Origin of the sequence: Nocardioides sp. NPDC127514 (assembly GCF_040302125.1) — a bacterium.
Taxonomy (GTDB): Bacteria; Actinomycetota; Actinomycetes; order Propionibacteriales; family Nocardioidaceae; genus Nocardioides.
In genome coordinates this window covers 92542-112025 of the sequence record NZ_JBEORF010000009.1, presented here as the reverse complement: position 1 = coordinate 112025, position 19484 = coordinate 92542, and the positions used below count along the sequence as shown (strand labels likewise).

General features: G+C 68.7%; 18 protein-coding genes. 5 read left to right on the top strand and 13 right to left on the bottom strand.

Annotated features, from left to right (window positions below; genetic code table 11):
• Window positions 1–8: 8 nt before the first annotated feature.
• Window positions 9–626 (top strand): TetR/AcrR family transcriptional regulator, encoded by a 618-nt coding sequence (locus ABTX24_RS09235; RefSeq protein WP_160026256.1) that lies wholly within the window; start codon window positions 9–11, stop codon window positions 624–626.
• A 135-nt stretch (window positions 627–761) separates the two neighbouring features.
• Here ABTX24_RS09235 and ABTX24_RS09230 read toward each other — a convergent pair whose 3' ends face one another.
• From ABTX24_RS09230 to ABTX24_RS09195, 8 genes are all read right to left on the bottom strand, one after another.
• A complete protein-coding gene (locus ABTX24_RS09230) occupies window positions 762–1511 on the bottom strand; it encodes a CoA-transferase subunit beta (protein ID WP_350839052.1) in 750 nt (249 codons plus the stop codon).
• The gene (locus tag ABTX24_RS09225; RefSeq protein WP_350839050.1) at window positions 1508–2332 is read right to left on the bottom strand and encodes a CoA transferase subunit A; all 825 of its coding nucleotides are present in this window, start codon (window positions 2330–2332) and stop codon (window positions 1508–1510) included. The genes ABTX24_RS09230 and ABTX24_RS09225 overlap by 4 nt, the downstream gene beginning before the upstream one ends.
• Complete coding sequence (locus ABTX24_RS09220; RefSeq protein ID WP_350839048.1) at window positions 2329–3285, bottom strand: acyl-CoA dehydrogenase family protein; 957 nt, start codon at window positions 3283–3285, stop codon at window positions 2329–2331. The genes ABTX24_RS09225 and ABTX24_RS09220 overlap by 4 nt, the downstream gene beginning before the upstream one ends.
• Window positions 3282–4259: an acyl-CoA dehydrogenase family protein gene (locus ABTX24_RS09215; protein WP_350839046.1), complete on the bottom strand. Its 978-nt coding sequence runs from the start codon at window positions 4257–4259 to the stop codon at window positions 3282–3284. The genes ABTX24_RS09220 and ABTX24_RS09215 overlap by 4 nt, the downstream gene beginning before the upstream one ends.
• Window positions 4260–4403: 144 nt before the next feature.
• Entirely contained in the window at window positions 4404–7727 is a 3324-nt protein-coding gene (locus tag ABTX24_RS09210; RefSeq protein ID WP_350839044.1) for an Ig-like domain-containing protein, read from the bottom strand.
• Window positions 7724–9061, bottom strand: coding sequence for an RCC1 domain-containing protein (locus ABTX24_RS09205; protein WP_350839042.1), 1338 nt, complete (start codon window positions 9059–9061; stop codon window positions 7724–7726). The genes ABTX24_RS09210 and ABTX24_RS09205 overlap by 4 nt, the downstream gene beginning before the upstream one ends.
• Window positions 9062–9512: 451 nt before the next feature.
• On the bottom strand, window positions 9513–10634 hold the full coding sequence (locus tag ABTX24_RS09200; RefSeq protein ID WP_350839040.1) for an acyl-CoA dehydrogenase family protein: 1122 nt from the start codon (window positions 10632–10634) through the stop codon (window positions 9513–9515).
• Window positions 10631–11476, bottom strand: a complete 846-nt coding sequence (locus tag ABTX24_RS09195; RefSeq protein WP_160026262.1) for an enoyl-CoA hydratase — start codon at window positions 11474–11476, stop codon at window positions 10631–10633. The genes ABTX24_RS09200 and ABTX24_RS09195 overlap by 4 nt, the downstream gene beginning before the upstream one ends.
• Window positions 11477–11523: 47 nt before the next feature.
• Here ABTX24_RS09195 and ABTX24_RS09190 point away from each other — a divergent pair, with 47 nt between their 5' ends.
• The 3 genes from ABTX24_RS09190 (at window position 11524) to ABTX24_RS09180 (ending at window position 14758) form a co-directional block, all read left to right on the top strand.
• Window positions 11524–12702 (top strand): acyl-CoA dehydrogenase family protein, encoded by a 1179-nt coding sequence (locus ABTX24_RS09190; protein WP_350839038.1) that lies wholly within the window; start codon window positions 11524–11526, stop codon window positions 12700–12702.
• Entirely contained in the window at window positions 12699–13493 is a 795-nt protein-coding gene (locus ABTX24_RS09185) for an SDR family oxidoreductase (protein ID WP_091044646.1), read from the top strand. Before ABTX24_RS09190 ends, ABTX24_RS09185 begins: the two co-directional genes overlap by 4 nt.
• A 116-nt stretch (window positions 13494–13609) precedes the next feature.
• Window positions 13610–14758 (top strand): acetyl-CoA C-acetyltransferase, encoded by a 1149-nt coding sequence (locus tag ABTX24_RS09180; RefSeq protein ID WP_350839036.1) that lies wholly within the window; start codon window positions 13610–13612, stop codon window positions 14756–14758.
• On the opposite strand, the gene yidC is transcribed toward ABTX24_RS09180, so the two are convergent.
• The 5 genes from yidC to ABTX24_RS09155 all read right to left on the bottom strand — a co-directional run bounded on the left by yidC (window position 14742) and on the right by ABTX24_RS09155 (window position 18500).
• A complete protein-coding gene (gene yidC / locus ABTX24_RS09175; protein ID WP_350839035.1) occupies window positions 14742–15575 on the bottom strand; it encodes a membrane protein insertase YidC in 834 nt (277 codons plus the stop codon). The two genes, ABTX24_RS09180 and yidC, sit on opposite strands and share 17 nt — an antisense overlap.
• A gap of 57 nt (window positions 15576–15632) precedes the next feature.
• On the bottom strand, window positions 15633–15920 hold the full coding sequence (locus ABTX24_RS09170) for a hypothetical protein (protein WP_160026267.1): 288 nt from the start codon (window positions 15918–15920) through the stop codon (window positions 15633–15635).
• Between the two features lie 35 nt (window positions 15921–15955).
• Window positions 15956–16525, bottom strand: a complete 570-nt coding sequence (locus ABTX24_RS09165) for a GNAT family N-acetyltransferase (protein ID WP_350839033.1) — start codon at window positions 16523–16525, stop codon at window positions 15956–15958.
• A 16-nt stretch (window positions 16526–16541) separates the two neighbouring features.
• Window positions 16542–17612, bottom strand: a complete 1071-nt coding sequence (locus ABTX24_RS09160; RefSeq protein ID WP_350839031.1) for an NAD(P)H-dependent flavin oxidoreductase — start codon at window positions 17610–17612, stop codon at window positions 16542–16544.
• Window positions 17613–17756: 144 nt separating this feature from the next.
• Window positions 17757–18500, bottom strand: a complete 744-nt coding sequence (locus ABTX24_RS09155) for an enoyl-CoA hydratase family protein (RefSeq protein WP_350839029.1) — start codon at window positions 18498–18500, stop codon at window positions 17757–17759.
• Window positions 18501–18597: 97 nt separating this feature from the next.
• Between ABTX24_RS09155 and ABTX24_RS09150 the strand changes: the two genes are divergently transcribed.
• On the top strand, window positions 18598–19479 hold the full coding sequence (locus ABTX24_RS09150) for an SDR family oxidoreductase (RefSeq protein ID WP_350839027.1): 882 nt from the start codon (window positions 18598–18600) through the stop codon (window positions 19477–19479).
• Window positions 19480–19484 lie beyond the last annotated feature (5 nt).

The window sequence follows — 19484 nt, the reverse complement described above, 5'->3', positions numbered from 1 at the left end:
CTTCGTCCATGACTGACACGGGGGTTGCGCCGAGAAGGCGGGGGACGGCGTCGGGGTCGTCGCGGCGAGCCGAGCTGCTCACGCTGGCTGCCGAGATGTTCGCGACCAAGGGCTTCGCCCAGACGACCGTACGCGACATCGCAGACGCTGCCGGGATCCTGTCCGGCTCGCTCTACCACCACTTCCGATCCAAGGAAGCGATGCTGACCGAGCTGCTGTCGGGGTTCCTCGACGGGCTCAACGCGCGGTTCACCGAGATCGTCGAGAGCGGGGTCGACCCGCAGGCCGACCTGGACGGACTCATCACCGAGTCGTTCCGGACGATCCACAACGAGCGGCTCGCCGTCGCGCTCTACCAGAACGAGGCCTCCTTCCTGGCCACCGTCGAGGGCTTCGAGTTCGTCGCCGAGCGCTCGCGCGACAACGAGGCGCTGTGGATCCGGGTCATCGAGGCCGGCCAGGCATCGGGCGCCTTCCAGGCCTCCCTCGACCCTGCGTTGACCTACCGGTTCATCCGTGACGGCGTCTGGTCCACCGTCTCCTGGTACCGCCCCGGCGGCCGCCACACCCCTGAGACGCTCGCGGAGCAGTATCTGAAGCTGCTCCACGCCGGGATCCTCGCCTGATCTCCGCTGGTCGAGCCGCCGGAGCCGCTAGGCGGAGGCGTGTCGAGACCAACACGGTTCCATCGAGCGCGCCAGGAACTGTGTTGGTCTCGACACGCTCGGCCGCAGGCGGCCTCACGGCTCGACCAGCGGGGCTTACGGGACCTCTTTGAAGCGGAGGCCCTTGGGGTCTTCGGTTTCGATGATCTTCAGCTCCTCGGGGGTGGGCTCGCGGGTGAGGGGCGCGTTGATGGCGTCGATCGGGAAGCCGGTGGCTTCCTGGAGGTCTTCGGGAGTGACGCCGGGGTGGATCGAGTCGACCTTGACGAGCCCGGACTCGTCGTAGCCGAAGACGGCGAGGTTGGTGACGATGACGCCGAGGTCGTGGAAGCGGCCGGCGGTGCCGACCGCTCGGTCGTTGCCGACGCCGCTGGCGACGTCGACGCGGTCGACGAAGATCCGGGCGGAGTGCTTGGCGACCCAGTAGTCGACACGGTGGTTGACGGTGTTGCCGGGGGCGCCGCGTACGCCGATCAGCTGGCGTTTCGGCTGCCGCCAGTCGCCGATCGAGGAGATGTTCTGGTTGCCGTGGCGGTCGATCTGGCTGGCGCCCATCATCGAGTGCCGGCGGCCGCTGGCGACGATGTCGAAGATGCTGCGGAACGGCACCCAGGCCTCCGGGGTGCCGCCGGCGGCCGCGGTCTTCAGCAGCGGCGGAGCCTCGGCCATCATGAACGCCTCCCCGTCGCTGAGGGCGAGCTCGGGGGTGTGGGTGGCCTTGGCCAGGCGTACGCCGATGGCCGGGACGATCCCGACGGCGTGGGCGAGCACCTCCCCGGAGCCCTTGAAGGCATCGGAGACGGCGGCGACGCAGATGTCTGCTCGGCTGATCGTTTGCAGGCTCACAGGTAACGCTCCTCGAACTCGGTCCACTGCTCGTCGGACTCGGCCTTGGCCGCGGCGACGTACGTCTTCTGGAACTCTTCGTCCCGGCCGTAGTCGGGATCGCAGCTGGTGAAGTGGGCGCCGCCGGGGGCATCTACGACGTGGTTGACGAAGATCCGCGGGACCAGGAGCGACTGTGGCGGGGCCTTGGCGGTCAGGTCGTCGGTGGAGACGATCTGCTCGACGGACATGATCGTGGTGTCGGCGGCCATCGCGAAGAGGTCGTCGAAGTAGGGGTCGGGGCCGAGGTACTGGCCGTTGCCGGCCGCGTCGGCGCGGTTGAGGTGGATGAGCGAGACGTCGAGGCGGAGTCCGGGGACGGCGACGTACTCCTCGTCGTCGTAAGGCGACTTCACCGTCTTGAGGTCGGGGTTCATCGCCATCACATCGCTGCCGAGACCGGCCCGGATGGGCTGGAACGAGAGCCGGTTCGCCCCGGCGCGAAGGCCGGCGACGAACATGCCCTCGTCGTACTCGCTCGTCTCCGGGATATTGCCGCGCTCGCGGGCGCGGGTGAAGTTGGGGTCGAGCGGGATCGAGTCGAGGCTGACGAAGCCGTAGACCAGCTTGCGGATCCTCCCGGCGCGAGCCAGCAGGCCGACGTCGGGGCCACCGAACGCGACCACGGTCAGGTCGGTGACGTCGCTGCGGAGGATCTCCTTGACCAGCGCCATCGGCTTGCGCCGCGAGCCCCAGCCGCCGATGCCGATGGTCATCCCGGACTCGAGCTTGCCGGCGACCTCGGTGAGGGGCAATGTCTTGTCGAGCGGGGTCTTGTTCACGTGTCTCCTCGGAAGAGCTGAGCGGTGGCATGGGCGCGCTTGAAGTAGAGGTGGGCGTCGTGCTCCCAGGTGATCGCCACTCCGCCGTGGAGCTGGATCATCTCGGCCGCGACCTGCGAGAACGCATTGGAGCACCAGGTCTTGGCGGCGTGGACGAGACGTACGTCCGGAGTCGGCTGGGTCAGCTCCCAGGCCGCCGCCCAGCTCATCGTCCGGGCGGTCTCGACCTGGACCAGCAGGTCGGCGCACCGGTGCTTGAGCGCCTGGAACGAGCCGAGCGGGCGACCGAACTGGTGGCGCTCCTTGAGATAGGCGACCGTACGCTCCAGCGCCTCGCGCGCGGCGCCGGCCTGGAGGGCGGTCATCATGGTGGCGCCGACGGTGGTGACGTACGCCGGGTCGACCGTGCCGACGGCGTCGCCTGTCGGGTCTTCGACGGTGACCGTCGCGAACCTCCAGGTCGGGTCCAGCGCCGGGGTCGGAATGATCGTGGCCTCCGAAGGGTCCACCGCGTGGACCTGGTCGCCGCGCAGCACGAGGAGGATCTCCGCGCCGGACGCGTCGATGACGAGATCGGATCCAGGAGCGGCGACCGCGGCCGTGGCCCCGCCGGCGATCCGCTCCAGCAGCTCACCGGCCTGTGGGGTGTCGGCGGCGGTCAGGACCTGGGTCGCCAGCAGGGTGCCGACGAACGGCGAGGGCGTGAGCGTGGCGCCGAGCTCCTCGAGGACGAGATGCGCCTCGATGTAGGAGCAGCCGACCCCGCCGTACGCCTCGGGGACCGCCAGCGCGGTCACCCCGATCTGCTCGCTGAGCGTCTGCCACAGGGTGGTGTCGTAGCCCTCGGGCGTGCTGATCGCCGCCCGCAGGTCCATCGACGCTGCCCGCTTGGCGATCAGCGTGTGCACGGTCGCGACCAGGTCGGTCTGCTCCTCGGTGAGCGCGAACCTCATCGACCCTCCAACAGCGACTCGAGGATCCGTGCACGATGCTCGGCCGGGGTGCCCCAGGCGCCGACCAGCGCGCGCACCTTCAGGATCCACAGGCTCAGGTCGAACTCGCGGGTGTAGCCGATCGCGCCGTGGACCTGGAGTGCGGTGCGCGAGGCGAGGTACGCCGCGTCCCCGGCCGCCACCTTCGCGGCCGACACCGAGCGGGCCGCCGTCGGCGCCTCGGCGTCGAGCTCCACCGCCGCGTTGTGCACCAGCGGAGCCGCGAAGTCCAGGGCGACACGCACGTCGGCCAGCAGGTGCTTGACCGCCTGCTGAGCTCCGATCGGCTTGCCGAACTGCTCCCGCTGGTTCGCGTAGGTGACCGTGTCAGCCAGAAGGCGGCCGCCGGCGCCCAACAACTGTGCCGAGCAGGCCAGTGTGCCGAGCTCCAGTGCCCGCCCCACGTCGACGATGCCTGCCGTGTCTCCAGGAAGAACCTCGAAGAGCCTCCGTGTCGGATCCACAGACTGCCGCCTCGAACCAGGATCGCCGCGCTGCAGCATCGCATCGGCGTCGAGGGTGAAGACGTGGTCTGCGACGTCGGCATCGAGTGCTCGCGGAACCCTAGGCGGTGCCGCCAGGGTTGCGAGTACCTCGCCGGAGGCGATCGCCGTCAGCGCCTTTCCCTCGTCAACCTGGGTGAGAAGCTCTGGGAGGACGGCGACCGTCTCGACCCACGGCCCCGGGACCCCGTGATACCCCAGCCGGTTGAAGGCGACGGTGAGGTCGACCGGGGAAGCCCCGAGACCGTCGTACGCGTCTGGGACAAGGAGCGCTGTGACGCCAAGCTCGGCGAGGTGGCGCCAGAGGTCCAGCCCTGGACCAGTCTCTCCTCTGGCCCAATCTCGCGAAACAGCGGAGACCTCGGAGGAGCTCAGAAGGTCATCCAGGGCAGCGGCGAATGCCGACTGTTCCGACGTCTGTCCGAATCGCATGTGCTTCTCCTTGCCGAAAGCCGACCAGGAAAGGCTACCAAGCATTTGCTTGGTGATCCATAGGTCGATGAGAAACGAGCCGAGCCCGCCCTCTTATCAGAGGCGGCGGGCTCAGGTCGTTCAGCTGATGTGAGGGCTTCCGGGTCAGCCGATCTTCAGCCCGTATGAGGTGACTCTCGAGGTCGTGTAGCTAGGTCGTGTGCCGATGACGGTCACGGTGACCACCTTGCCCTTGGCTGAACTGGGCACGGCGAAGTACTTCGAGGCGCCCCTCTTCACGACCCGTCCGGAAACCTTCCAGACGTACACGACGTGGGTCGGGCTGGGGCGCCACGTTCCGCGAACCGCTGTCAATGTCTTACCCACGCGCGCAGTGCCGATGATCGTCGGTCGGGGCGCTCGGAAGGCGTAGAGACCGATTCGCTCCGTCGGCGAACTCGTCCTCGAGGTCGTGACGTAATGGGTCCGGGTGGCGGTCACCTTCACACGGACCTGCATGCCCTTGGCGGATGCAGGGATCCGATAGGTCGTGGAGGTGCCGGACTTCACGACCCGTCCGTTGACCGTCCAGGTGAACCGGAAGGCCGATGGCGATGGGAGCCAGAGGCCTCGTTGCACGGTGAGGAGCCCCCCGACGCGCACGCTCCCGGTGATGACCGGCGTGGGCGCGTGGACGAACGTCGCCTTGGCGATGCTCACTGTGGTGGTGACGCTCTTCGCGTTGGCGTATTCCGAACCCAGGTACTTCACGGTCAGCGAGCGAGTGCCCGGAAGGTATGTGTTTGCCGGGATCCGGTAGCTGGCGGCGCCGGCAGTGAGCTGCACCGTCGCGAGACGGGTGCCGCCGTTGTAGAACGCCACTGACCCGGTCGGCGTGATGCCGCGAGTCTGGACCCGGACGCTCGCGACGCGGGACTGGTTGAACCGCCACGTTCCTGTTCCAACCGACGTCGTGATGGTCGGGTTGGGATCGGCCACAGCGAACGAACTGGTCCACGACGATGGTGCCCACCGGGCGTTCCCGGTGAACTCGACCTTGATGGTGTGCCTGCCCGGTTTGAACGCAGTGCTGTCGAGCAGTAGGCCGCCGTACGTCGAGTACGACTCGGGCGCTGTGCCGACGACCTCTCCATCGACGCTGATCTGATATGCCATCCCAGAGCCGGATGGGCCGCCGCGCCAGGTCTCGTAGGTGGTCGCCTCGACCCAGAACCGCTGGCCGTACATCACCCGTGTGGTCGCGGCCGACTGGCCGTCCGACCGAACTCGCCCTGTCGTCGTGGTGGCCGTCCTTGCGACCGAGACGGCCTGGTCCCAGACGGCATGGTCGTTGCCTTCGTCCTCTCGGTAGACCAGTCCGACTCGGGTGGTTCCAGCCGGGATGGGCGCGACAGGGAAGCGGAGGTAGGGCGCGGTTGCATCCTGGGTGGCGACCGTGCGTCCGTTGGCAGTCAGGATGACCGTTCCGTCCACGGCTCCGCTCGGTGTGACGACCTCGACGTCGACCGCAGGGGCGCCATGGCCAGGGGCGGCCCAAGCGGTCGGTGCGGTGACCTTGAGGCGTGTCTCCTCTGGTGGGAGCACACGCACCCGGACCGAGGTGGAGGAGGCGTCCCGCGATCCTGCCCTGTGCTCGCGGTCCCAGCCGTTGTAGGCCACCTTGATGTCGTAGGTGCCGGGCGTACGCGTGGCGGCTGGGTGGACGCATTGCGCTGACGGTGCGTACGTGACGCCGTCTGCCTGCATCAGTCCTCGGAGCGGGCTGCCGTCAGTGGTTTCGGCGCACACCTCCAGGCCTGGCCCTTCGCCGTAACGCCAGGTCGGTTCGCCCGAAGAAACCAGACGCGTCGGGCTCGGGACTGCCGGATCGGTCGGGACGTTGCCGTCGACGTCGGCTACGCGTACGGTGCCCGTCCAGCGCGAGGAACGCACCGGATCCGTGCCGAGGAAGTCGAGTTGGATCGGCTGCTCGCCAGGCAGAAGCGCACGTGCCGGGATCAGCACGGTCGCCCGACCTCCGCTGACCGGAGCGGAGTCGAGATCCCGCCAGGAGTCCTGGTCTATGATCCGGCCCCCGGTCGTACGGACCTTGATCCGACCGCTCGTCGGGACGTCCTCAGCGGCAGTGACCCTGACCGGAATCTCCGCTGCCTCATCGAACCTGATCAGGTCTGGGAGATCGGCGCTGAGGACCGTCGCCGAGGGACCGATGACGTTCAGCGTCCAGGTGTGCTTCTCATGACGAACGCCGTAGCCGAGGAAGGACAGCTCCAAACGGTGGGTGCCGATGGTCAGGTCCCGATGGTTGAGCGGAAGCTCGATCGAGTCTTGTCCAAGCTGCTCGGCGAGAGTCTTGCGGGTGCCGTCGGGACGGATCAGGCTGAGCCTGGCTCCCATCTCGAGGGAGGGCTCGCCGGAGGACGCACTGACGCGCACCAAGGTTTCCGGATTTCCGACGTGCATCTGCATGGGTGCGTCGAAGGTGACGTCGGCGTCGTACGGCTCGCCCGCCAGGATGCCCCAGCCGCTGGACTGGCCCCAGGCCAGGGCTGTGTAGGTATCTGTCCCTGGGAGGGGACGCAGATATGGTCCACCTTCAGTCCACTTCATCACCGAATGGTCATCGAGGATGGCAGCCCCGTACGGAGCGTTGGTGGCCAGCGCGGTGATCTTCCGGTCCGCAGGTGCCTGGGCCACGGTGCTGTCGTCGGTGAGTGCGATCACGGCACCGGTGTCGGTAGCGGCAAAGGCGTCTGCGCCACCGGTCTCGACTCCTGTGAAACGAGCGTTCGTAGGCGGCACGTGCTCGGTCGCCTTCTGGGCGGCAAAGCAGGTGACCACTCGGTTGTCGCTGCGAAGCGCTGCCCAACCGGAGTAGGAGACGGAGACCGCGGTGTAACGGGTCCCTGCAGGTGGCGTGAACGCCTCCGGACAGCTCTGGGCAGCATCATCCACAACGGTCACGATCGCGCCGTCGGAGCGCAGGGCGTAGGTGCGCTCTCCGTAGCCGTCGATGCCCACGTACGTCGCCCCGTCGGGCAGATCGGGCACGGTGGGGGCAGCATTCACACCCCTCCCGATCGTCTCGATGTGGCCATCGGAATGCAGGAAGTAGTCCGCTCGGAAGTCGGTCGAGACAGCCACGTACGGACCGGGTCTGGTCGGAAGTGTCTTGGTGCCGATCGACGTCGGCGAGCCGTCTTCTCGCAGGATCAGGGCATGCTCGAGACCGATCGCGAGCGCCACTGCGTCGTCGGGCGCGTCGTCAGGAAGATCCAAGACAGTGGAGTCATCGAGCGGGATCAGACTGCCGCTCTGAGCAGCAGGGGTGCCGGACTGGATGAACGTTCCCGGCGCTGGAAGCGTGAGCGACTCGGCCTGAGCCGGGTGGAGCGTTGCGATGGCCAGACCGCTGGTCGCCACTGATGCCACTGCGGTCCAGATGAGGTGACGTCGGATCCGGCTCATGATGCGTCCTCGATGGTGACCGTGGTCGACCAGGGTTCGCTGGGGCTGGCGCCGACGGCCGCCTCGTAGGACACATCCACGTCGTGGGTGCCGACCGGCGCCTCCGGCATGAGCACCTGAGCACGCCCGTCGCGGAGCCAGCGGGTCACGTAGGTTCCCGAGTAGTCGTACGTGCCGAGATGCACGACGACCTTGCCTTCTGCGGGGGTGCCTGTGGGGGTGCGCACCTCTATGTCGAACACGGTCGGTTGGTCGGCTTTCCACCGTGTCGGCCCGCTCACGGAGATCGTCGGCTCTTGCGGCGCGACGATCTGGAAGTCCGAGCGGAGCAACGATCTCTGCTTCCCGGTATCCGCTGCGAACGTGACGGTCATGGTTCGCTGTCCGGTGACCGGCAGCAGACTGGGTTCGAAGGGAACGTCGAGCGTGAACGTTCCGTCACGGCGGATCGATGTGCAGGTGTCTCCAGCCGAGGAATCGAGGACGTAGTCGCCACAAACCTGCCCCGACGGCGTATACCCAGGTGCTGACACGCTGCCGCTCACGGGGAAGGTCGGCTCGGAGTACCTCCTGGAATCGGCAAACTCGACGCGCTCCGGTATCTCCGCCGTCAGTTGAGTCTCGGTCAGGTCGCTCGAGACGATGGCGTGGCCGATGCCGTCAGCACCCAGCCACGCGGTCAGGTAACGCGCACCTTCGGGGAGGCGGGGGATGTAGATCTCTTTGCCCCAGGTCAACAGGGAGCCGTCGTCGAGGATCGCGAGGCTGGACACGCCGCCGGCGGAGATCCCGGACAGAGTGCGTCCGTCGGGGACGGCCGGCGGAGGGGTCGCCAAGGCGCCGACGGGCACGATTCGCTCGCCGCTCTCCGACAGATATCCGAAGTCGACTCCTGCGGAAGCGCCATCGAATCTCTCGCCTGCTGCGGGTTCGATGATCTGGTTGGCGGTCGGGTCGGTATCGGCGTACCCACATGCCACGGCCCGGCCATCTGATCGCAATGCGATCCACTTTCCTCGAGCCCCGCTGACTGCGGTGTAGTCGAGACCCGTCGGCGGCACCCAGGCGGATTCGCAGCCGACAGGAGCCGGGCTCCCCTCCCATGTCAGGCCGGCGAGGCGGCCATCAGATCGAAGCGCGAGAACGTGCTCGTCCACCTTCGCGATAGCGGTGTAGGTGAGCGCATCGGGCGCCCGCAAGACCTTTGTGTTGCAGCATGCGCGTGCATAGATCGACCCGTCAGATCGCAATGCGAAATACTCGAAGGCCTTGTCGGAGGCGACAGCGATGACCCTTGAGCCATCAGGTGGGGTGTGACCGGAGGTCGCAGTCACGCGCACTGTCGATCCGTCGGCACGAATCACTGTATTGCCAGCGATTCCGAGGTCACTGCTGGATCCGGGAACAGGCGCCCCGTTGTACGGGTTACCGACGCCTCCGCCGTACCGGAAGCCACCCGCATCCAGTGGCACGATCCTGCCCGGAAGCGCAACACGTGTTCCTTCTTGTACGAAGGCGGTCGCATCGGACCGGCTGGGCTCGATCGATCGTGAGACGACCGGTGACAGGGCAGCCACAGTGGCCACGGCAAGTGATGCTGCCGCCGGTACGAACAGGCCTCGCCAGAGCGGGGGCCTTGGGGCGCGAGACATACGGGATCCATTCCGAAAACGCAGATGAGCGGACGGAAACTATCAGCGCGGTACCCGACATGTGCGGGAGCCCGGAGTCTGTGTCAGCGCGGTGCCGAATCGTTGCCCTCCCGGGTATATCGGTCGGCTTTCTTCAGCGGGGGAGGCCCAGAATCCGCTCGGCGACGATGTTGCGCTGGATCTGATTGGTGCCGGCGTAGATCGGGCCGGACAGGGAGAAGAGATAGTCGTCGACCCACGGACCGGAGAGCTCGGCGTCGGCACCGAGCAGCGAGAGCGCGGTCTCGTGCAGCGCGAGGTCGAGGTCGGACCACCACAGCTTGTTGATCGAGCCCTCGGCGCCGACCGAGCCGCCGGCCTCGACGTGGGTGACGGTGCCCCAGGTGTAGAGGCGGTAGGCCTCGGCCCCGATCCAGGCGTCGACGACCTGGTCGCGGAGATGCGGCTGCGGGTCGGTCTGCCACAGGTCGAGGAGGCGGTCGGCGGCGGCACAGAACCGGCCCGGCGAGCGCAGCGAGAGACCCCGCTCGTTGCCCGCGGTCGACATCGCGACCTTCCAGCCGTCGCCGACCCCACCGAGCACGTCCTCAGCGGGCACGAAGACGTCGTCGAAGAAGATCTCCGCGAAACCGGGAGTGCCGTCGAGCTGGTCGATCGGACGGACCGTGACGCCGTCGGCGTCGAGCGGGAAGAGGAAGTACGTCAGGCCTCGGTGCCGCTCCGCGGACGGGTCGCTCCGGAAGAGCCCGAAGCCGCGGTCGGCGAAGGGCGCCCGGCTGCTCCAGGTCTTCTGGCCGTTGAGCCTCCAGCCGCCGTCGACCCGGGTCGCGGAGGCGCGCAAGGACGCCAGATCGGACCCTGCCTCGGGCTCGGACCATGCCTGCGCCCAGACCAACGACCCGTCGGTCATGTCGCGCAGGTAGCGCTCTTTCTGGGCCTCGGTCCCGTGACCGAAGATGATCGGCGCGAGCAGCGAGATGCCGTTCTGGCTGATCCGGGTGGGGGCGCCGGCGAGGTAGTACTCCTCCTCGAAGATGACCCACTCGGTGAGCGATGCGTCCCGCCCGCCGTAGGCCTCGGGCCAGGTGACGACCGACCAGCGGCCGGAGGCGAGGGTGCGTTCCCACTCCCGGTGGGCGGCGGCTCCCTCGGCGGTGTCCATCGACGGCAGTCGGCCGGGGTTGTTGGCGGCCAGCCACGCGCGGGCTTCGAGGCGGAAGGCCTCCTCGGTCTCGGTGAACTCCAGCGTGCTCATTTCTTCATCGACCTCGCGTTCATCCCAGCGAGCGAGTCCTTGCCGACCTCGGCGTTGTGGGCGTGGGCGGCGTGGTGGAGGCCGAAGACCGAGTCCATCCCGGCGCGCATGCCCATCAGATCCTCGGCCTGGTTGACCGCCTTCTTCGCCAGCGCCAGCCCCAGGCGCGGCATCTCGGCGATCCGCCCCGCGAGGGCGAGCGTCTCGGTCTCGAGGTCGTCGCGGCGTACGACATGGTTGACCATGCCCCAGCGCTCGGCCTGCTCGGCGGAGAAGCGGTCGCCGGTGAAGAGCATCTCCTTGGCGGCGCGGGGGTTGGTGACCCACGGGTGGGCGAAGTACTCGACCCCGGGGATGCCCATCTTGACCACCGGGTCGGAGAAGAAGGCGTCGTCGGAGGCGACGATGAAGTCGCAGGACCAGGCCAGCATCAGGCCACCCGCGATGCAGGCGCCCTGCACCATCGCGATCGTCGGCTTCGGCAGCTCGCGCCAACGGCGGCACATGCCGAGGTAGACCTCGGACTCGCGCGCGAAGCGGGAGTCGACGCCCTCCTTGCCGACGTGGTCCCACCACATCACGGCCTTGCGCTCGAAGCTCTCGTCGATGTCGCGGCCGGGCGTGCCGATGTCGTGGCCGGCGCAGAAGTGCTTGCCGTTGCCGCCGAGGACGATCACCTTGATCTCGTCGTCGTTGGTCGCTCGGGTGAACGCCTCGTCGAGCGCGTAGGTCACCTTCGAGTTCTGGGCGTTGCGGTATTCGGGGCGGTTCAGCCGCACCACCGCGACGGGTCCGTGGGTCTCGTACGTCACGACACTGGTCTCGGTTGGAGTGGCGCTCATGCCGCAGACGCTACCAAACAAGTGCTTGGTTTGGTAGGTTGTCCGGCATGGACCTGACCTACTCCGCCGAGGACGAGGCGTTCCGTGCCGAGGTGCGCGAGTGGCTGGCCGACCACCTGGTCGGCGAGTGGGCCGCGCTGCGCGGCACCGGCGGGAACGGCCGCGACCACGAGTCGTACGAGGGGCGGCTGGCCTGGAACCGCTACCTGGCCTCGCACGGGTGGACCTGCCTGGGCTGGCCCGAGGAGCACGGCGGCCGCGGCCTGCCGCTGTTCCAGCAGGTGATCTTCCACGAGGAGTACGCCCGCGCCGACGCCCCGGTCCGGATCAACCATCTCGGTGAGGAGCTGCTCGGCCCCACCTTGATCGCCCACGGAACGTCGGCTCAGAAGGAGCGGTTCCTACCGAAGATCGTGGCCGTGGAGGAGTTGTGGTGCCAGGGCTACTCCGAGCCCGGCGCCGGCTCCGATCTGGCCGGGGTGCGGACGCGGGCCAGGCTGGACGGTGACCAGTGGGTCGTCGATGGGCAGAAGGTCTGGACGTCGAACGCCCACCTCTCCGACTGGTGCTTCGTCGTGTGCCGAACCGAGCCCGGGTCGTCCCGCCATCATGGGCTTTCCTACCTGCTGGTGCCGATGGCGCAGCCCGGGGTCGACGTACGGCCGATCCAGCAGCTCACCGGCACCTCCGAGTTCAACGAGGTCTTCTTCGACGGCGCCGTCACCTCGGCCGACCTGGTCGTGGGTGAGCCCGGCGACGGCTGGAAGGTCGCGATGGCGACGCTCGGGTTCGAGCGCGGTGTCTCCACGATCGGCCAGCAGGTCGGCTTCGCCCGCGAGCTGGAGACGGTCGAAGAGGCCGCCCGGGCCAACGGCGCCATCGACGACCCTGACATCTCGTCGAGACTCGCCCAGGCACATGTCGGGCTGGAGGTGCTCCGGCTGCACGCGCTGCGGACCCTCTCGGCGTACGACTCCGGCTCCTCCGGCCCCGAGGCGAGCGTCTCCAAGCTGCTGTGGGCGCGGTGGCACCGCGAGCTCGGCGAGCTGGCGATGGACGTCGTCGGGCTCGCCGGGCTGACCACCGGCGAGGGCTACGCGCTCGACCGGCTGCAGTCGCTCTACCTCTTCTCCCGTGCCGACACGATCTACGGCGGCTCGGACGAGATCCAACGGAACATCATCGCCGAGCGCGTGCTCGGCCTGCCACGAGAGGCTCGTGCATGAAGCCCGAACAGCCAACCCCCGCGTACGTCCCCGGCCACTCGCTCCTGGAGGGCCGGGTCGTCGTCGTGACCGCCGCCGCCGGTGCGGGGATCGGGGCGGCGGTGGTGCGGAAGGTGCTCGAGGAGGGAGCCAAGGCGGTCGTCGTCTCGGACACCCACGAGCGCCGGCTCAAGGAGTCGCGCGACGCCCTCGCCGAGGAGTTCGGGGAGGACCGGATCACGGCCGTGACCTGCGATGTCACCCAGGAGGACCAGGTCCAGGCGCTGCTCGACGCCGCGGAGCCGTACGGCGGTGTCGACGTGATGATCAACAACGCCGGCCTCGGCGGTACCGCGTCGGTGCTGGAGATGACCGATGACCAGTGGGGGAAGGTTCTCGACATCACCCTCACCGGGACGTTCCGGTGCATCCGGGCCGTCGGGCAGCGGTTCGTGGCCGCCGGGAAGCGCGGCGTGATCGTCAACAACGCCTCCGTGATCGGCTGGCGGGCCCAGGAGGGGCAGGCGCACTACGCCGCCGCCAAGGCCGGGGTGATGGCGCTGACCCGCTCCGCCGCCGCGGACCTGGCGCCGCACGGGATCCGGGTCAACGCGGTCTCGCCGTCGCTGGCGATGCATCCGTTCCTGGAGAAGGTCACCTCGCCCGAACTGCTCGTCGAGCTCAAGGGTCGCGAGGCGTTCGGTCGTGCCGCCGAGCCGTGGGAGGTCGCCAACGTCATGGTCTTCCTGGCCAGCGACTACTCGTCCTACATGACCGGCGAGGTCCTCTCGGTGAGCAGCCAACATGCCTGACCCGGCCCGCGGGCGCCATTTCCCCGCCATGGCGGGGAAATGGGACGCCGCAGTCCGTCAGAGCCGTTCACTTTCCCGCCATGGCGGGAAAGTGCTTTCGATCGAAGGAGCAACTCGTGCCTGAGGCATTCATCGTCGACGCCGTTCGCACTCCCGTGGGCAAGCGCGGAGGCGCGCTCGCCGGGGTCCATCCGGCCGATCTCGGTGCTCACGCGCTCACCGCGCTCGTCGACCGCACCGGGATCGACCCGGGCGCCGTCGACGACGTGATCATGGGCTGCTGCGACACCATCGGCGGACAGGCCGGCGACGTCGCGCGGACCGCCTGGCTGGTGGCCGGGCTGCCGGACCACGTACCCGGCGTCACCATCGACCGGCAGTGCGGCTCCTCGCAGCAGGCGGTGCACTTCGCGGCGCAGGGTGTGATGTCCGGGACCCAGGACCTGGTCGTCGCGGGTGGGCTGCAGAACATGTCCGCGATCCCGATCTCCGCGGCGATGCTGGTGGGGGCGCAGTACGGCTACACCACCCCGTTCGCCGAGTCGCCCGGCTGGGTGAAGCGCTACGGCGACCAAGAGGTCTCCCAGTTCCGCTCCGCCGAGATGATCGCGGAGAAGTGGGACATCTCGCGGGAGGACATGGAGGCGTACGCACTCGCCTCCCACCAGCGCGCCAAGACCGCGATCGCCGAGGGGCGGTTCGACCGGGAGATCGTTCCGGTCGGCGACTTCGCCGTCGACCAGTGCCCGCGCGACACCTCGCTCGAGAAGATGGCCTCCCTTGAGCCGCTCGCTCCCGGAGGGCGGATCACCGCCGCCGTCGCCTCCCAGATCTGCGACGCCTCCTCGGCGCTGCTGGTCGCCTCGGCCGCGGCCGTACGCACCTTCGGCCTCGCTCCGCGAGCACGGATCCACCATCTCTCCGTACGCGGCGACGACCCGGTCTGGATGCTCACCGGCCCGATCGAGGCCACCCGCCACGCCCTCGCCAAGACCGGCCTGTCGGTCGACGACATCGACCTGTTCGAGTGCAACGAGGCCTTCGCGAGCGTCGTCCTGGCGTGGATGAAGGAGCTCGACGTCCCGCACTCGAAGGTCAACGTCAACGGCGGCGGCATCGCCCTCGGACACCCCATCGGGGCCACCGGAACCCGGCTGATGGCCACCCTCCTCAACGAGCTCGAGCGCACCGGCGGGCGCTACGGTCTCCAGACGATGTGCGAGGGCGGTGGCCAGGCCAACGTCACGATCATCGAGCGGTTGTGAGCACGGCCCGCTCCTGGTGTCGCTTCTCGGCGCGTGCTGCAGCGGGAGAGCCGGGGGTGGGGAACCAGCGGTGGATGACCGCGGCCTGGCCGGCGGTCCACAGGCCGCTGATGACCCAGTAGACGAGCAGGGCGAGGGGGACGGTGCTGCCGGCGAGGAGCATGCCGCCGGCGGAGATGACCGGCATCATCTCCTGGATCCGGATCATCGACTCGGGCATGTCGGTGCGCACCATGTTGGGCAGGACCCACAGCCGCTGGCTGAGATAGCTGACCAGCGCGGCGGTGGCGGCGAGGCCGAGGGTGATCACCAGGTGGGTGGTGTCGCCGGAGAGGTAGCCGTGGCCGGTCAGCGGCGTGCCGAGGAAGGTCGCGTTCCCGAGCGAGGCGACCAGAGAGTCGTTCATCGCGCCGACCGCGTTGTTGCGGCTGACGTCGGAGAGCAGGTGGTAGAGCGCCAGGAAGATCGGCAGCTGGGCGAAGGCGGCGAGCATGGCGAAGCGGGGTACGCCGTGCTCCTCGTTGATCTTGCGCCGCTCCTCCACCATCGCCATCACGTCGGCCTGGCTCGGACTCCCGGACGAGCTCTTCTTCGAGTACTTCTTGGTCAGCGCCTGGAGCTGCGGGCGGGCCCGGGCAGAGGCGTGGGAGTGGCGTACGCCGCGGATCGTGAGCGGCAGGAGGACGAGTCGGACCAGCACCACGACGGCGGCGATGGCCAGCAGCCAGCTGACGTTGGGGCCGACGAAGGAGAGGACGTGGTGGGCGCCGGCGAGGACGGCGGCGAGGGCATGCGACAACGGGGCGAGAACGGACATGGGTGTGCTCCTGAGATGAGTGGGTAGGGCTGACGGGCTCGCCGGGTTCGGCGAGTGTCAGGCCTGCTCAGGAGCGCGCGGGCGGCGCGGGGAGCACACCGGGTCGGTGACCCGGGCAGCGAGATGGTGAGGCCCGTCGGAAGCGTCACGCGGTGCCGTCGAATGGGCCCTGACCAGGGCGAACGCACCGACGTTGTGGATCGCTCCGACGGCGACCGCCGCGAGCGCGGTGGAGACGGCGATGGTGAGCAGCGCCTGCTCGGGATCGACGCTCATCAGCGCCGGGAGCATCAGCGTGAAAAGTGCGACGAGCGCGATGCGTACGCGGCTCGTCTCGGTCTTCACGACTCACACTCTACCGATCGAGGTCAACCAGCGCCTCATCTCAGATCACGCCGCATCAGCACGCGCGGGTGACCGGCGAGGACCGAGGTGGTGTCGGCGGCGTGCGTGAAGCCGGCTGCCTCGAAGTTCTTGCGGATGCCGGCGTACGCCATGGTCAGGTCGACCTTGGCGCCCTGGTTGTCGAGCGGATACGCCTCGACGGCCGGTGCGCCGTGGTCACGCGCGAAGTCGACGGCACCCTCGATGAGCGTGTGCGAGATGCCCTTGCCGCGATGGCCCGGCCGCACGCGGATGCACCACAGGGACCAGACCGGCAGGTCGTCGACGTGGGGGATCTTCCGGTTGCGGGCGAAGGTGGTGTCCGCGCGCGGCGCAACGGCGGCCCAGCCGACCGGGTCGTCTCCCTCGTAGGCGAGCACGCCCAGCGGTCCCTGCTCGAGCAGGCTGCGCACGTAGTCGCCCCGCTCCGGTCCGTGCATCTCGTTGTTGAGCTTCGACGGGATCCGGTAGCTCAGGCACCAGCAGACGCTGGCGTCGGGTCGTTTGGGACCGACAAGAGTGCGTACGTCCTCGAACACCGTCGCGGGGCGAACCTCGATGGTCATGGGTCCACCCTGATGCTCAGGCGCGGTTCGCGTCCAGATGTTTGAGGCGGTCGGCGGCCTGGGCGACGATGCGGTCGACCAGCTCCTCGCAGGTGGGGAGGTCGTCGAGGAGGCCGACGACCTGACCGCTGGAGAGCATCCCGGCGTTCGTGTCGCCCTCGACCAGGCCGGCGCGGAGCAGCATGGGGGTGTTGGCGGCGAGTACGACCTCGGCCCAGGTGCGATCGCCGCCGTGGACCATCGCGCGGCCGTCCTTGATCAGGGTCCGCCAGGGAAGGCCGGACATCTCCTTGAACTGCCGGGTGCGCTTGAGCGTGCGCAGCAGCTTCGCGGTGATGCCTTCCTTCTCGAGCGTGTCGATGAACTCGGTCCGGAGCAGGCGGTGCGGCATGCCGTCGGCCTTCGTGGTCACGACGGTGCCGTCGAGGCCGAAGCTCAGGTAGCGCCGTCGTACGTCCTCAGGGACGGCCGAGTCGGCGGTGAGCAGGAACCGCGTGCCCATGCCGATGCCGGCGGCGCCGTAGGCCATCGCGGCCGCGAGCCCGCGGCCGTCGAAGAAGCCACCTGCGGCGACGACGGGGATGTCGACGGCGTCCAGGACGCTCGGGAGGAGCAGGGTGGTCGGGACCGCGCCGGTGTGGCCGCCGCCCTCGCCGCCCTGGATCATCACCATGTCGGCGCCCCAGGCCGCCACCTTCTTGGCGTGCTTGGCCGCACCGATCGAGGGCATCACGACGATGTCGTGCTCCTTGAGCGTGCTGATCAGCTCGGGTTTGGGTGCCAGTGCGAAGCTGGCGACCTTGACGCCGTGATCGATCAGGAGCCGGCAGCGGTCGGGGGCGTCCGAGGCGTCGGCGCGCAGGTTGACGCCGAACGGCTTGTCGGTGCGGCCCTTGACCTCGACGATTGCCTTCTCCAGCTCGTCGAGGGTCATCGTGGCCGAGGCCAGGATGCCGAGCGCGCCCGCGTTGGCGGTGGCCGAGACGAGCCGCGGCCCCGCGACCCAGCCCATCCCGGTCTGCACGATCGGGTGGTCGACCCCGGTCAGCTCGGTCAGCGGCGTACGAAATGTCTGTGCGGTGCTCATCGGGCCTCCTGATCGCGCCGAGCCGGCGCAAACTGACAAGAAATCGGGTCGAGTCGGCTCGTCATGACGCGCCGACTCGGTGAGGAAAACGGTCAGAACGAGCCGACTCGGCACGTTCTTGCGTCAGGACGAGCCGAGTCGGCATCACTTGCCGTCCTTCACGAAGGCGTCGCGGCGCTCGTCGGCCACGCCGGCGAGGTTGAGCTCGTAGGTGAAGCCCTGCTCGAAGCGGTAGGAGGCGTTCACGTCGACCGGGTCGATGCCGTTGAGCGCGGCCTTGGCGGCGCGGATGACCTGGGGGTCCTTCTTCGCGATCTGCCGGGCGATCTCCAGGGCGGCCTCATCGAGGTTCTCGCGGGGAACGACCTGGTGGACCGAGCCGAGCTCGTGGAGGCGCTGGGCGGTGATGGTCTGGGCGGTGAAATAGAGCGTACGCAGCATGTGCTGCGGCACCAGCCGGCTCAGATGGGTGGCGGCGCCGAGGGCGCCGCGGTCGACCTCGGGTACGCCGAAGAAGGCGTCGTCGCTGGCCACGATGGTGTCGGCGTTGCCGACCAGGCCGACGCCCCCGCCGAGGCAGAAGCCGTTGACCGCGGCGATGACCGGGACCGGGCACTCGTAGATCGCCTTGAACGCTGCGTAGCAGCCGCGGTTGGCGCCGAGGATGCCCTCGAACCCCTCGATCTGCTGCATCTCCTTGATGTCGACGCCGGCGTTGAAGCCCTTGCCCTCGGCGCGCAGGATCACGACTCGTGCGCTGTTCTCGGCGGCGGTCGTGACGGCGTCGGCGACCTCGAACCAGCCCTTGACCGGCAGCGCGTTCACCGGAGGGTGGTTCATCGTGACGACGGCGATCTGCTCGTCGGTGATCTCGGTGGAGATGCCCATGGTGCCCATCCTTGATTCAGCACTGCCTAACCTAGCGATTGCTTGGTAGCCTAGCAGTTGCTTGGTTTCTGAACGCAAGACTGGAAAGGGACGCCACATGGCTCGACTGCTCGAAGGCCGGATCGCGATCGTCACCGGAGCGGGGCGAGGCATCGGCCGGGCGCATGCGCTCGAGCTCGCCCGTCACGGGGCGAAGGTGGTCGTCAACGACTTCGGCGTCTCGCTGGCGGGCGAGGGCACCGGTGAGTCGCCCGCGTCCCAGGTCGTCGACGAGATCGTCGCCGCAGGTGGGGAGGCGGTCGCCAATGCCGCAGACGTGGCCGACTTCGCGGATGCCGAGGCGATGGTGGGACAGGCCATCGAGACGTACGGAGGCCTGGACGTCCTCGTCAACAACGCCGGATTCGTACGCGACCGGATGCTCGTCAACACCTCCGAGGAGGAGTGGGACGCGGTCATCCGAGTGCACCTGAAGGGTCACTTCGCGACGCTGCGGCACGCGGGTGCGTACTGGCGGGCCGAGTCCAAGGCCGGGCGGCAGCGGGACGCGCGGGTCATCAACACCTCCTCCGGCGCGGGCCTGCAGGGCTCGATCGGGCAGGGCACCTACTCGGCTGCCAAGGCCGGGATCGCCGGGCTCACTCTGGTCGCCGCCGCCGAGATGTCGCGCTACGGAGTCACCGTCAACGCCATCGCGCCGGTCGCCAAGACCCGGATGACCGAGGGTGCCTTCGACACCTCCGCGATGGCGCTGCCCGAGGACAACTCCCCGGTCGTCGCCTGGCTCGCCTCTCCGGAGGCGCGCGATGTCACCGGCCGGGTCATCGAGATCGACGGGCCCACGATGACCGTCGAGAACGGCTGGGCCCACGGCCCCTCCGCCGACGCCGGAGCCCGCTGGGACGCCGCCGACGTCGGGCCCGCCCTCCGCAAGCTGCTCGCCCAGGCGCCGGTGCCGGAGAAGGTGTACGGAGCCTGAGCCGG